General features: G+C 60.0%; 12 protein-coding genes. 1 reads left to right on the forward strand and 11 read right to left on the reverse strand.

The annotated features are described in order from the left end of the window. Nucleotides 1-4: 4 nt before the first annotated feature. From B4393_RS06035 to mtf2, 3 genes are all read right to left on the reverse strand, one after another. On the reverse strand, nucleotides 5-235 hold the full coding sequence (locus B4393_RS06035; RefSeq protein ID WP_005062145.1) for an MbtH family protein: 231 nt from the start codon (nucleotides 233-235) through the stop codon (nucleotides 5-7). A gap of 941 nt (nucleotides 236-1,176) precedes the next feature. Continuing rightward, nucleotides 1,177-1,422 carry a hypothetical protein gene (locus tag B4393_RS06045; RefSeq protein WP_078333371.1) on the reverse strand — a complete coding sequence of 82 codons (246 nt, stop codon included), beginning with the start codon at nucleotides 1,420-1,422 and terminating at the stop codon, nucleotides 1,177-1,179. Between the two features lie 71 nt (nucleotides 1,423-1,493). Then, on the reverse strand, nucleotides 1,494-2,273 hold the full coding sequence (gene mtf2 / locus B4393_RS06050) for a fatty-acid O-methyltransferase Mtf2 (RefSeq protein ID WP_078333372.1): 780 nt from the start codon (nucleotides 2,271-2,273) through the stop codon (nucleotides 1,494-1,496). Nucleotides 2,274-2,452: 179 nt separating this feature from the next. Between mtf2 and B4393_RS06055 the strand changes: the two genes are divergently transcribed. Then, on the forward strand, nucleotides 2,453-3,706 hold the full coding sequence (locus tag B4393_RS06055; RefSeq protein WP_078333373.1) for a glycosyltransferase: 1,254 nt from the start codon (nucleotides 2,453-2,455) through the stop codon (nucleotides 3,704-3,706). A gap of 11 nt (nucleotides 3,707-3,717) precedes the next feature. Here B4393_RS06055 and B4393_RS06060 read toward each other — a convergent pair whose 3' ends face one another. The 8 genes from B4393_RS06060 to B4393_RS06095 all read right to left on the reverse strand — a co-directional run bounded on the left by B4393_RS06060 (nucleotide 3,718) and on the right by B4393_RS06095 (nucleotide 12,782). Beyond that, entirely contained in the window at nucleotides 3,718-4,506 is a 789-nt protein-coding gene (locus B4393_RS06060; RefSeq protein WP_078333374.1) for a TylF/MycF/NovP-related O-methyltransferase, read from the reverse strand. A gap of 114 nt (nucleotides 4,507-4,620) precedes the next feature. Beyond that, nucleotides 4,621-5,745 (reverse strand): acyltransferase family protein, encoded by a 1,125-nt coding sequence (locus B4393_RS06065; protein WP_078333375.1) that lies wholly within the window; start codon nucleotides 5,743-5,745, stop codon nucleotides 4,621-4,623. Continuing rightward, nucleotides 5,742-7,010, reverse strand: coding sequence for a glycosyltransferase (locus B4393_RS06070; protein ID WP_078333376.1), 1,269 nt, complete (start codon nucleotides 7,008-7,010; stop codon nucleotides 5,742-5,744). Before B4393_RS06070 ends, B4393_RS06065 begins: the two co-directional genes overlap by 4 nt. Before the next feature lie 49 nt (nucleotides 7,011-7,059). Then, nucleotides 7,060-7,860 (reverse strand): TylF/MycF/NovP-related O-methyltransferase, encoded by an 801-nt coding sequence (locus B4393_RS06075; protein WP_070938292.1) that lies wholly within the window; start codon nucleotides 7,858-7,860, stop codon nucleotides 7,060-7,062. A 215-nt stretch (nucleotides 7,861-8,075) separates the two neighbouring features. Next, nucleotides 8,076-8,810 carry a class I SAM-dependent methyltransferase gene (locus B4393_RS06080; protein WP_078333503.1) on the reverse strand — a complete coding sequence of 245 codons (735 nt, stop codon included), beginning with the start codon at nucleotides 8,808-8,810 and terminating at the stop codon, nucleotides 8,076-8,078. Nucleotides 8,811-8,999: 189 nt separating this feature from the next. Next, complete coding sequence (locus B4393_RS06085; protein WP_078333377.1) at nucleotides 9,000-10,130, reverse strand: acyltransferase family protein; 1,131 nt, start codon at nucleotides 10,128-10,130, stop codon at nucleotides 9,000-9,002. A 165-nt stretch (nucleotides 10,131-10,295) separates the two neighbouring features. Next, nucleotides 10,296-11,384: an NAD-dependent epimerase/dehydratase family protein gene (locus B4393_RS06090; protein WP_078333378.1), complete on the reverse strand. Its 1,089-nt coding sequence runs from the start codon at nucleotides 11,382-11,384 to the stop codon at nucleotides 10,296-10,298. Nucleotides 11,385-11,522: 138 nt separating this feature from the next. Then, on the reverse strand, nucleotides 11,523-12,782 hold the full coding sequence (locus tag B4393_RS06095) for a glycosyltransferase (protein ID WP_078333504.1): 1,260 nt from the start codon (nucleotides 12,780-12,782) through the stop codon (nucleotides 11,523-11,525). Nucleotides 12,783-13,209 lie beyond the last annotated feature (427 nt).

Consider the following 13,209-nt stretch of genomic DNA (forward strand, 5'->3'; position numbering starts at 1 on the left):
AGGTTCAGCGCCCAAGACCCCCACCCTGCGCTAATCTCTCGCGCAGGCTCTTCGGCCGGATATCGGTCCAGTTTTGTTCGATGTACTCCAGGCACGCAGCGCGGTCCGCTTCACCGAATACGACCCTCCAGCCATCGGGCACATCGGCAAAAGCCGGCCACAGGCTGTGCTGCTCCTCGTCGTTGACCAAGACGAAAAAGCTTCCCTTGTCATCATCGAATGGATTGATGCTCACGCTTTCTCCAGGTTGCTTCGGTGGACATCGCAAACATACGGCTGAATTTAGAGCGTTGTACGGGGTTTCACAAAGTTCTAATCTTCGTAACTTTGACACATTCCCGTTCGCTGCTGCAACTAATTAGCCAGAATATCAACATTGACGTGTTTACGCAGATCAGATATGGTTACAGTGGTTTCAATCTGTTGCGACGAGCGCACACACGAGTATACCAAGTCTGGGCCCGCCGCGTGAGTCGAGCTTTCGGCAGTGAATGTGAGCAACCAAGTTTCGACTAATCGCTGAGGCCTCCGGCAAAGTATCGCGCTAGAACTGGTGACGCTTGTTACCCAATATCGAGACTTGCTGGAGATCTTGGCCAAGTAGCTTGATGAAGTAGCCGAAATCGCCATATTCAGAAGTTTTTCGAGTTCACATACGGACCCGCGCCCATCCAATTCATTGCGCGCCAGACCGCGAGTGTTACAGGCTGGTGCGTACGGAATGAACTCGCGGCGACCTGAATAAGGATTCAACCTAAAACCGGGGCGGCACATGGCGAGCTAGCAACAGGAGTGCACAACAGTGTGGTCATCTAGAAGTAAATGTGGTGACAATCCGCTACGAATTAAGTTCTCATCTATAAGAAATACCGTAGATGCCGAGCGCCGTTGGACCCGCTGGCGCCTTAGCCTGGGCGCCCCAACGAATTACGCGAAAAACGCCGTTATGGGCGTTTCGCTCAATAACCTACCGGGTACGCCGAAGACGATCTATATCGATGCCCATTACATGGGTACAGCGAGCACACAGCGTTCGTTGTCGCGCATCGACGGAAGTGTGCCAACCAACCTCGAAAGCCTCTCCCGGAGGGCTTTAGGCACATCCGGCAAGAGGTTGTTATTGAGACGCCGCGCCAGTCGAATGTGGAATACGTGGCGCGATGTTACGGAAGCCCGTTAGTCGACCGGTTGCTCCGTGCGCACATCGGTCCCGGCGATGGGGGACGATCCGGCCGGCATCAACATGACGAACACCGGGAGCCGCAAGACGGCACCGCTCAGAATGGGCAGCCGAATCGCCACAGAAACGACCTCCAGCTCCAAACGTCTCCCCCGCCGAGTCTCCATCTCAAGACGCCCGGGTAAATGTCGGGGTGTCGCCAGCCAGTCCAGACCGCGTTCTATCGACTCGACGACGTTCATGATTCAACTATACCCATCTGCAGGTCCACGACCATGAAATTCCTTGCCGGAAGACGAATCTGCCGTATCACCTAGGCTTTGATGAACCGGTACATACGGTATTCCACAGACCCTCCAGCGCGCAGATCGTCATAAGCGCGCTGTGCCGGCGCAAATCGACGAACTATGCCACGAAGAAGGGCTGGCGTGGCACGGTCAATGACGTATCGCCACCGTGCCAGGTTCTTCTCCATCCCGCGACGTACCTCGGCGTTGATTCCGCGCTCTGACACCATTCGCAGCGGCGCGTTCGCGAGCGCTACCTTCCAGCCGGGGACGTCTTGAACACTGCGCGCATCCGTGTAAAGAAAATGCCCGCCTGGCCGGAGCACACGTGCGACTTCGGTGAGGAATACCGGGAAGTGTGGGTACAGATGCGACGACTCAACGTTGATCACCGCATCGAAGGACTGATCGGGAAAGGGCAAGTTCTCCGCGTCGCCCTGAACGAACTCCAGGCCCGACAGATCGTGCCGCCTACGACAGAAGTCGATCCCGTCCGGATTCAGGTCCAGGCCGGTGTACGAGGCCGGGTTCAACGCCCGTACCAAGTACGAAGCGCCACCCCCGTGACCACAACCGACCTCCAACACTCGTTGACCGCCGAGATCCGTCTGGGCGGCGGTGCTGTGGTACAGCTGAATCGAATACCGATCGGGCTCATCGGCCGCCGACAGCGGCACAGCCATGGCGGGGTCCTCTTCGTACCCATAGTTGAGGAACACCACATCCTCAGTCTCAAGCTTGCGTGTGGCATGCCGGTAGATGAATTTCTGAACCCGCTGAGTGAATGCGGCGTTCAGCTTGAACATGACCCAGTCTCGCGACCTCTGAAGCGGACGACTCCGTACCATCGACGAAGTATGTCAGAGGTTTGGATATCAAGACCGACTTATCAAACTCTGAACTGCCTTGCGACAGTTGAAGAACCAGAGATAATGGCAAGATTCGGGTCCACCGACGCGACAACCACTGAAGGGCCAGGGACGGTATGAAGTTTGCGCTGGCGTGCTACGGAACCCGTGGCGATGTAGAACCGTCCATCAGTGTTGGATGTGAACTGGCAAGACGGGGCCATGAGGTATGCATTGCTGTCCCCCCCGACCTCATCGCGTTCGCGGAATCGGCAGGACTCGCCACTGTGCCCTATGGACCAAAATTGCAGGACTTTCTGCAAGACGAATTCCTCCGGAACTTCTGGAGTCAGTTGGTGCGCAATCCCATCGGTTCGCTGCGTGAACTTTGGGCGCCGATCGCGCGGTACTGGCCGGATACCAACACCACGCTGCTATCACTGGCGGAACGCGCGGACTTGTTATCTACGGGCCTGAACTTCGAACAATCCGCCGGCAATATCGCCGAGTACTTCGACATCCCGCTGATCATGCTGCACCACTTCCCCATGCGGCCAAACGGCCAACTGTTGCCAATGCTGCCGGCTCCCCTTGTCCGATCCGGCGGATTGCTCTCCGAATGGCTGTTGTGGCGCGCTACGAAAGACGCTGACAACACGCAACGGAAGGCCCTCGGCCTCCCTCGAGCGACCGGCCCCTCAGCATTGCGCACCGCACGCCGAGGTGCGGTGGAAATCCAGGCCTACGACGCAGTTTCCGTACCTGGACTGGCCGCGGAATGGGCGAAATGGAACGGCAGCCGACCATTCGTCGGTGCGCTCACGATGGGGCTGACAACCGAAGCCGACCAGGACGTAGCCTCCTGGCTCGCCGCGGGGAAACCGCCGATCTGCTTCGCAACCGGCAGCATCCCTCTCGAATCCCCGGCCGAGACAGTCGAAATGATCAGCTCCGCGTGTGCGGAATTGGGTGAGCGCGCATTGATATGCGCCGGCGGCACCGATTTCAGTGATATCGCGCTTCTCGACCATGTCAAGGTCGTCGGAGCGGTCAACTACGCGGCGGTCTTCGCGGCCAGTCGAGCCGTCGTTCACCATGGCGGTTCCGGGACCACCGCGGCGAGCTTGCGGGCGGGTGTACCCACCTTGATCCTCTGGAGCTCTGCTGACCAGCCGTATTGGGGAAACCAGCTTGACCGACTGAAAGTCGGTGCTGCCCGGCGATTTTCCGCGACCAACCGGAAGACTCTGGTCGCCGACCTGCGCCGAATCCTTCCTCCGGAGTACGCGGACGCGGCACGTGCGATCGCGACGCAGATGACCAGCCCGGCGCACAGCGTCGCCAAAGCCGCCGACATCTTCGAGAGCAACGCCCGCCAGAAAACGGCGTGAGAACTGGTCCGCTACTGCGGTGGCTTGATGATCAGACCCTGCCCCGTGGGCAGGGCAACGACGGAAACACCCAATTCGCGTGCCACCTCATCCATCGCGATGCGCTGCTCGTCGCGGCCGCGGTTTGCATAGTCGTCCAATAACACGAACGCCCCTGGCGACAATCGCGGCCAAAAATACCGCAACGTCTCCACTTCTGGTGGAGCACAGTTCATATCGATATGGAGAAACGCCACAGCGTCGGTATCGACCTCAGCCAGCGTCTCCGGCACGGCACCGACGATGACGCGCTGATTCTTCCACTGCGCAAAGTTCGCCTTGACGCTGTCCACCGAGCTCACGTACATGCCGTTCTTCACGAGCTTGTCGCTCTTTTCGAGCGCGCCGGCATTGCGCTCACCCGTGCTGACGAAGCGCGGATCGAGGCCCGCGAAGGTGTCGAGCAGGTAGAACGTCTTGCCCAGCCGATCCCAATCGAGGTACTCCATGATGGCGCTGCTCAAGAATCCGTAGCTGACTCCGCACTCGACGAAATCGCCCTTCACCTTGTTGGCACTGGCCGCCGCCCAGAGCCCGACATGCACCCGCCAGTGCCACTGGTACCAGTCCGTTCCGCCCAGGGCACGGACCCCGCGTTCATACGCGCGCTGAAAGTCCGGATCATCAAGGAACGCATGGCTGTTAAAGCAAATCAGCGCATCGTTCGAATAGACTTTGGGTAGAAGTGTGCGCGCAAGCCAATACTCCTTGCGAACCGCCCACAGCTGGATACGGGTACGGAGCGATAGCTCATCTGCCACAGCGGAAACGATAGCATCCGCCGTCTGTGTGGAGGTGAGAAAGGCTCGCCGCGAACCAATTCAGACTGATCGAATCGCTATGGCTCACAAGCTGATCGATGCCACCTCTTGCGGTCAAGCCGCATCGCGATCAACAGGGATTGGCGGTGGCTCGTCTATCACTGCCGTCTTCTTCCGCGTAAGCCGAGACTTCAGCGCAATCGCGTGCTTTTCCACCACGAACCAACTGAAGGCCGCCAGCGGCACGGTGGCCGCCGTCGCAATAGCGAAGAACAGCAACAGATTCAGGCTACCCAAGCCCAAAACGACCAACAGCTGCTGTATGGGATAGGCATAGATGTACGTGCCGTACGACAGGTCGTTTCGTAGATTCAATCGCGGATTGTGCATGAGCGAGCCCGACACAATGACCGCATAGGCCAACGGCAGCGCCGCAACATCCCGATAGTTCTCAAGCAGCCCAGATGCGAGCACGATGACGACGCTGAGCGCGACAAGCGACCACCGCGCCGGAATGACGTCCTTGTACTGATTCAGCAGGGCCCCCGCCGCGAACATCACCGCGAATCGGGCCACCATCTGCGGGATGGACGTCGCGGCGAAGACGGGATAGGAGAGATATGTCGTCGCACAGAGGAAGAACACGAACGCCGCCGGAACAACCCATCGCCGCTTGAGCAAGCCCGCGACACCTAGCACTGCCACCGCGATGTAACAGATCATCTCGAAGACAAGCGTCCAGATCGAACCGTTCCATACCCCGGGCCACGGGACGCCCCGGGGTGTGCCGTCGACGCCGGCGTAGTACACGTTGAGCAGGCCATTGTTGAGGACATACTCGAGCGGCTTGTGCGAGGCGAACAAATCCGCCACCGAACCGCCTTGGATCAGAACGCTGACGGGGGCGATGACGAACGCGATGACCAGTAGGCACACCCACAATCCGGGGAAGATGCGCAAGCCACGTGCGATCGCGAAGTCCCGAAGCTTGGGTTTGCGTAGCCAACTCGCGGTGATGAGGAATCCAGAGACCGCAAAAAAACCGTCCACGCCCACCTGTTCGATGAGCTGCTCGAATGGCCGGTAGGTGATCGTTCGGCCGGTGAGGGGCCAGGAATGCCAATAAATGACGCTCACCGCCAGCACCAGTCGCCATGCGTTCAAGGCGTTGTTTCGCGGGTCGAAGACCTGACCTAGCGTCAAACCTCTCGCCGGTTTGGCCCCGCCCGCCTGGCTCATGCCGAACACCGTGCCTGCGCGAACCGCTCCATGGCATCGGCGGCAGCGACAGCACTATCACCGGGTTTGGTCATTCCATCGGCGAGCTTCCGAGCCCGGCCGACATAGTCGGGCGCAAGGATTCGCCGCAGGTCCGCCACCAAAGATTCGCGGGTAGTGGTCGAAAAGCGCCGGGTGGTACCCACTTTGAGCTTCTTGATCTGACCGCCCCACAGCGTTTGATTGGCATCCATCGACAAAACCAACGTGGGGACTCCCGCCCGCAGGCTGGCAGCCGTGGTGCCCGAACCTCCGTGGTGCACGACTGCACGGCACTGCGGAAAGACCGTCGCATAGTTCACCGCGCCCACAACCTTGACATGCTCGGGAAGAGCGGTATCGCCAAAGTCGCTCCACCCCGCGCCGATAAGAGCTCGCTCACCCAGCTCTGCGCACGCCGAGCCGATCATGTCCAGTGCGGCGGAGGGAGATTCAACCGGCATGCTGCCGAACCCGAAGAAGATCGGCGGGGTTCCCGCCGCGATCCACGATGAGACCTCTCCATCGGCCTCCTGTGTCATCGCCATGGTCAGCGAGCCGACGAACGGCCGCAACCCATCCCACTTGGCCCATTCAGTCGCCAGACCGGGGAAGCACGCCGAGTCGTAGCCCTGAATCTCAAGCGAACCACGCTCGGCGATCCGCTGTGGCGAGGGACTCGACGCCTTCGGCAGGCGAAGTTGGCGCCGCTGCGCATCCTCCACCTTCTTGTTCAGCCGCCACGCCACCCAGTCGAAGGCCGTCATCGCCGCGCGTCCCAGCCGGGACGGCAGGATGGTGACAAGCTGGCCGTTGGGCCGCATCGGAATGTGATGCAGCGTGACCAGTGGAATGTCATGGTACTCAGCGACATTCGCGGCCGGTTCCTGATAGCTCTGTCCGGCGAACAACACGTCGGCCCCCTCGGCCGCGGACATCAGCGTGGTGTTCATCTGCGCCCAGCACTCATCGCTGAGCTCCCACATCTGACGCCACATCGTTCGAATCTCCCGCACCCTCCAGAAGGTGTGGAAGAAGAACGTCCAGAAATTGCGATACACGTCCAGCCACGTCTTGGTGTCCAACCCGTAAGACACCGTCTCCAGCCCCGCCGATTCGGTGAAGCTCATCAGGTCGGGCGGCACTGCCATGACGACGTCATGTCCCCTGCGCTGTAGTTCGCGAGCCACGACAAGGGAGGGTTCGATATCGCCCCGCGTTCCGTAGCTCGCCAGCACAAATTTCATCGCCTCTAACGCCTTTCGGGTATCGCGGTTCAGTGGAGTGACGCCGCCATCATTCCTTACGCCAAAACACACCGGTACCGTCAATTTCCACGATCTCCGCGGTTATCCCGTGCTTCGTTCGATAATCAGTGACAGCCTGTTTGCACGAGTCAAGCGCGTGGTAATCATCGATGATGCAAAAGCCCCCGGGAGACAAACGCTCGTAGAGCCCGTCAAGCGCCTGGATTGTGGATTCATAGAGGTCGCCGTCAAGCCGCAATACCGCGATTTGTTCAATCGGCGCATCATGCAGAGTGTCTTTGAACCAGCCCGGAACAAAACGGACCTGCTTGTCCAACAACCCATAGCGCTCGAAATTCGCCCTGACATTCTTTTCGGTGACCGCCAGGATGGGCGCTGCCAGATGCAGCTTGTCTCCCTTGTCCGCCTTGTAGTTCGTCGTGTCCGGGGGCGGCACGCCCTCAAACGAATCGCAAAGCCAGACGCTTCGTGCCGTGTCCCCGTACGCGGCCAAGACCGCGCGCATCAGGATGGACGCGCCTCCACGCCACACGCCACATTCAACAAGGTCTCCAGGTACGTCATCGGTAAGCACCGTCTCAACGCACTGTTGCAGACTGGTCAGTCGCTGCATTCCGATCATCGTCAGCGCATCCGCCGGCCAGTCCAGCCCCAAGTCCCGCTTGTGCGCGTCGAACGCACGCTTGCGCACGAGCACGTAGTCGCCAAATTTGAAAAAGGGGCGGTGCAGCCAGTTCCATCCCACTGGCACAAGTTCGTCGACTCCGTATCTGGTGAGGTCCTGCCGAAGCAGGCCCAGATAAGCGGATCGAGTGTCGTAATCGGTCACGGTCAAGAACTGCCCCTATCTCGAAATGCTGGTGTCCCGTCCCGCGCTAAGAATAGCCGCCCTGGTGACTCCGTCGACACGTTTCGAGGCTGGCTACTCCCTTGTCGGGACTGCATTTTCGGCCGAATCTGTCAAGAAATCTTATGCACGAATGTCGCCAAATATTTTTGGCGCACTCCGGCCGAAGATCCAGCGCCCTTCATTAATATTCGGACTCATCGGAAGACCGCCCGCGGGAGGCTTTTGGGCTTGTCAGCCCGGTGAATGACCACCACCGAGTCGAACACCTCAATCCGGTCGATGATGGTGGCCGCGAAGGGCACTTGGACTTCCTTGAGCCTCTTCGGATGGCCCTCCATGATCTGGTAGACCGACTTCATCTCCAGGTAGTGGGCATGCATCGCATCCATCAACCACTTGGTGAAGTCGATGAACGATTCACGCTGATCGCGATAGATCGTCCAGTAGTTGGCGCACACATCCTCGACGATGTACACCCCGCCGGGCCGCAGGCGCGGAAACAGGTATCTAAACGACCCGATCATCTGCTTTGGCGTGTGCCCGCCGTCATCGAGAACGGTGTCGAACGGGCCCAACTCGTCGACCACGGCGCCGAGGAATCGTACGTCGGTCTGATCGCCGATCCGCACGTGAATATCGCGCTGCGGATCATCGTGCCGTGCGGACTCGGGATTGATATCCAGGCCCACGATGGTGGCCTCCGGCAAGTGCTTCCGCCACATCTGCAGGGACCCACCCCGGTCCACCCCGATCTCGAGCATCCGCTCGGTCCGAGTGAGAGCATGCTGATAGATGGGCAGGTAATGGCGCAGCTTGTGGACCTTGTCGGCGCCCTCGAAGATCCGGCCGATCGGCGTGTCCACGGGGCCCGTGTCATCCGCGGACATCGCGACTTCCCGCGCCAAGTCTGGGCCCAGCGCATCAAGCATGCGACGACGGCCCGCATACGGATACCGCCGCGTCAGGAACGGCGGCTTGGGCTGGAGCGTCAGGCGAAAGAGTGGCATGGTCACGGAATCCTTTGCGGTTCTTTGCCGTTCAAAGAACTCGGCCCGTTCTCAGAATTCCGAAACACCATACAAATCAGCCTACCGACAAGTTCCTGGCAATACTGCCAGCTAACCATCTTCATGTGGCAACAGCGCCCGCTCGCGCGGTAGGGCACTGTCCTCGGCCGCCGGCGCTTGGTGCGTCGTGATGGCATTTTCGGCGCGCTTCCGTTTGAGCTTCGACTTCAGCGCCAGCGCACGTTTCTCGACCAAGAACCAGCTAAAGGCCGCCGGAATCAACGTCGCTGCCGTCGAAACACCAAAGAAGACAAAAGGATTCAAGCTATAGAGCCCCGCAACAGCCAATAGCTGCTGTGTGGGCGAGGCATATATATAGACACCGTAGGACAAGTCCGTGCGGATGTTCATTCGCTTGTTCTTGATCAGCACGCCCGAGACGACGACCGCGTATGCGAGCGGGAGCGCACCGATCACGCGGTAGTCGGGCAGCATTCCCGAGGCCAGTACGATGACGACACTCGCCGCCACCAGCGACCAGCGCGCCGGAATCACATCGCGCCACTGATACAACAGCGCACCAGCGGAAAACATTATGGCGCTGCGCACCGCGAGCTGCGGGATTGTCCAGACCCCGGGGAATGTCAGCGGCGGCAGCAAGATCGCCGCAATTGTCGCCAAAATCAAAATCACGGGCGCGGTCCACCGACGAGTAGCGAGTCCAAGTAGGCCAAGCCCAGCCACCGCGATGTAGCACATCACCTCAAAGACAAGTGACCACAGCGACGCGTTCCAGATTCCCGCGTAGGGGATATCGCGTGGTGTTCCGCCCACGTCGAGCTGGAGCTGCACCAACGCGCTGTTCTTCAATACGTACTCGATCGGCGCACTGGAGAAGAGAAGCCTCGCCGCGGAGCCGCCCTGGATCGCCACGCTCAGCGGCGCGATGACAAAGGCCGTCACCGCGAGAACGATGTAGTAACCCGGCAGGATGCGCAGAGCTCGCGCCACGAAATATTCGCGCGTATTGGGGTTACGGAGCCAACTCGCAGTGATCAAGAATCCTGAAAGCGCAAAGAATCCGTCAACTCCCACCGAGAAGAGCAGCTGGAGTACCGCCTTGGACTCCACCACACGCCCGGTCAGCGGAAACGAGTGAAAAAGCATCACTTCGGTCGCCAGGGCGAGCCGGCACGCGTTCAGCGCGTTGTTTCGCGAATCGAATACAGAACCGAGCTTCATGCGCCTCCGCCACTCTTCGCTGGGAGCGTCATCCTATCGCCATCCCAGTCCGTGATCACGCTTTCTGGCATTTCTACATCAGGTCGGAAAGACATTGCTACAGCGAATGATTCATGGCCGCCGCCGGAGGCAGGATGGCCATATCACGCCGAGGCGCGTACTTGCTCAAAAACGATTCGGGCAGTCTTTGTCGATCCATTCGAGAAGCGCCTGCAGGCCATCTTCAAGCGCCCACTTCGGGCTCCAGGCGAGGCCTTCAATTGCTGGGTCGATATCGCAGCTCGCCGCGCGCACATCCCCATCTCGAAACTTCCCGACGACGACGGGTTCCGGCGCCGCGCAGATATCGGCCACCTTACGGGCCAACTCGTGAATGGTTGTCGCAGTGCCAGAACCGATATCGAGGGTACGGCGCTCGACGGCGGGGGTGTGCACGGCGGCGAAAAGCGCATCGACAACATCGTCGATGAACACGAAATCGCGAACTATCCGGCCGTCTTCGTACACCTCCAACGATTGCTTCTCGCGTGCCAGCCGTGCGAAGAGTGTGACAATTCCGGTGTACGAATTGGTGAGCGATTGGCCTGGCCCGTACACATTCTGCAGGCGCAACACACTGAGATTGGTGTCATGGGCCGCGGCCCACGCTGCCAACAGGTGCTCCTGAGCAAGTTTTGTGCCCGCGTAGACGTTGGTCGGCCGGGGCTCCGTGCGATCGGCACTGCTGACGAGAGGATTTGCCGATTCACCATGAGGTCCCGTGGGATCCCATTCGCCGGCAACCAGCTGCGCATGGCTACGCGGCCGCGGATAGAACACCTCCGCACCAGCCTGCCACGCACCTTCCCCATAAACCGCTCGCGAGGATGCAAGCACCAGCTGGTCCGGTACGAGACCCGTGCGGCTCAGGGCATCAAGGAGCTGAGTCGTACCGACCACGTTCACCGAACCATGGCGCGTGGCCTCCGAAAGCGACTGCGCCGTACCCGTCTCGGCCGCCAAATGGACGACCTGGGAGGGCTCGAACAGGCGCAGTACCGCATCCCAGTCCGGTGCGTGGGTGACATCTCCGGTGAACAGACGCACGGACGAGGGAAGATCGACTGCCTGTCCTCTGGGATGAACCTGTGGGTGCAAGACGTCCATCACCGCGACGTCGTATCCCGCTTGGACGAGACGGTTGGACAGGGTGGATCCGATGAATCCTGCGCCACCGGAAATAAGTACAGACTTTGACGCACTAGCCCTTGACAAGCCGAGCCTCCCGTTCTTTTCAGACCAGCTAGGTGACCGGCACGCACCGGTAATGCGTTCCCGGTCAATGATATCGATGGTGGTGGTTCAGTCGCGCGGGGATGAACTGTCGCAGGCCGTGGCCTGCGGGCAACTGACCTACGCGCGGGCGGCTCTCGCCTCCAGCAGGTCGGCAGCTCTACAAACGCTATCGTGCGGCTTGGACATGTGGGGAGCGATCGCCCGCGCCCGCGTCGCGCATTCCGGGCTGAGAATCTGACGCAGATCGGAGACCAATGAATCTCGGGTCGTGGTCGAAAAACGTCGGGATGTGCCCACTCTCATGCGTTTGAGCTGATTTCCCCAGAACGGCTGATCACCGACCGTCCACAGGATCAAGGTGGGCACTCCCGCACGCAGGCTGGCCGCCGTGGTACCCGAACCACCATGATGAACGACCGCTCGGCTCACCGGAAATACCGCCGCGTAGTTGACCACTCCGACCACCTTGACGTGTTCGGCGGTTCGCACACCGCTGAAATCGGTCGCGCCCGCGCATATCAACGCCCGCTCCCCCAATTCTGCGCACGCCGAACTAATCATCTCGACTGTCTCCACTGGAGATTCGACCGGGATGCTGCCCGACGCAAAGCATATGGGTGGTGGCCCAGCAGCTATCCACGACATGACCTCGTCGTCGGCCGCGGTTGTCAGCTCCATGGTCAGAGCACCCACGAAGGGCCGCCGATCACCGAATTTCGCCCACTCGTCGGCCAATCCCTCGAAGCAAATGTCGTCGTAGGCTTGAACTTCCAGCGAGTCGCGCTGACCCATGCGCTGCGGTGAAGGGCTTGCCGCCTGCGGCAATCCGAGGTCTCGCCGTTGTGCGTCTTCGGCCCTCTTGGTCACTCGCCAGGTCAGCCAGTCGTACGCGCTCATCGCGGTGCGGGTCAGCCGCGACGGAAGGGTCGGAAAAAGCTGACCATTAGGACGCCACGGCATGGTGTGCAGCGCAACCAACGGGATCCCATAGAACTCCGCAACATTGGCTGCCGGCTCCTCATAACCCACGCTGGTCGACAGAAGATCCGCCCCCTCCGCCACCGACACCAGGGTCTGACTCATCTCCGACCACTGTTCAGTCACCAGTTTCAGCGCCTGACGACATAAAGCGACCAGGTCCTGTAGCCGCCAAAAATGCCGGGTCCACGACGTCCATAAGTCTCGGTACTCATCGAGCTGCGGGCCCACATGAATTCCATAGGGCACCGCTGAAAGTCCCACCGACTCCACGAAAGTAATCAAGTCAGGCGGGACCGCCATGCGCACTTCATGGCCCCGGCGCTGCAGTTCTCGTCCGACAGCAACGGCAGGTTCGATATCACCGCGCGTGCCATAACTTGCCATGGCAAATCTCATGACGGTATCGACCTCCCCGATATGTCTGTGCACTCACAGAATGGCCGTCGGTGCTGTCGGCCATTATTACCGATCTGATGCGCCGCGGATAGCCTCAACATAATGAGCGCACGTACGTCTCCACACTCAATAATGTGGACGCAGCTATGGCTGAACTAATTGGCTTTAACGCATTGCCCAGGTAAATCAACTGCTCCGATTGGAAGCGGCAATGCAATACCAGCGGGCCACGGGCACACCGGCTCTCGCATTATTGCGGGTGAACATCGGGCGCGTGGAACGCTCGTGACGGACCGATCTCGCCCGACTGCTCGGCGACGCGGCTGCGCGGACTACTGCCTACATTTCGTTCCACCGGCATCGCGCCTTCATACACGTTAGGCTGACTCGTGTTGCGCTACGGCACCATGAAAAACTTCCCGCCGCA

Origin of the sequence: Mycobacteroides franklinii (assembly GCF_002013895.1) — a bacterium.
Classification (GTDB): Bacteria; Actinomycetota; Actinomycetes; order Mycobacteriales; family Mycobacteriaceae; genus Mycobacterium; species Mycobacterium franklinii.

Excerpts from the sequence above, each read along its gene's own strand:
- B4393_RS06080 (WP_078333503.1), bottom strand. The coding sequence starts at position 8,810 with ATGCTTGATGCGCTGGGCCCAGACTTGGCGCGGGAAGTCGCGATGTCC.
- B4393_RS06070 (WP_078333376.1), bottom strand. The coding sequence starts at position 7,010 with ATGAAATTTGTGCTGGCGAGCTACGGAACGCGGGGCGATATCGAACCC.
- mtf2 (WP_078333372.1), bottom strand. The coding sequence starts at position 2,273 with ATGTTCAAGCTGAACGCCGCATTCACTCAGCGGGTTCAGAAATTCATC.
- B4393_RS06045 (WP_078333371.1), bottom strand. The coding sequence starts at position 1,422 with ATGAACGTCGTCGAGTCGATAGAACGCGGTCTGGACTGGCTGGCGACA.
- B4393_RS06055 (WP_078333373.1), top strand. The coding sequence starts at position 2,453 with ATGAAGTTTGCGCTGGCGTGCTACGGAACCCGTGGCGATGTAGAACCG.
- B4393_RS06085 (WP_078333377.1), bottom strand. The coding sequence starts at position 10,130 with ATGAAGCTCGGTTCTGTATTCGATTCGCGAAACAACGCGCTGAACGCG.
- B4393_RS06065 (WP_078333375.1), bottom strand. The coding sequence starts at position 5,745 with ATGAGCCAGGCGGGCGGGGCCAAACCGGCGAGAGGTTTGACGCTAGGT.
- B4393_RS06095 (WP_078333504.1), bottom strand. The coding sequence starts at position 12,782 with ATGAGATTTGCCATGGCAAGTTATGGCACGCGCGGTGATATCGAACCT.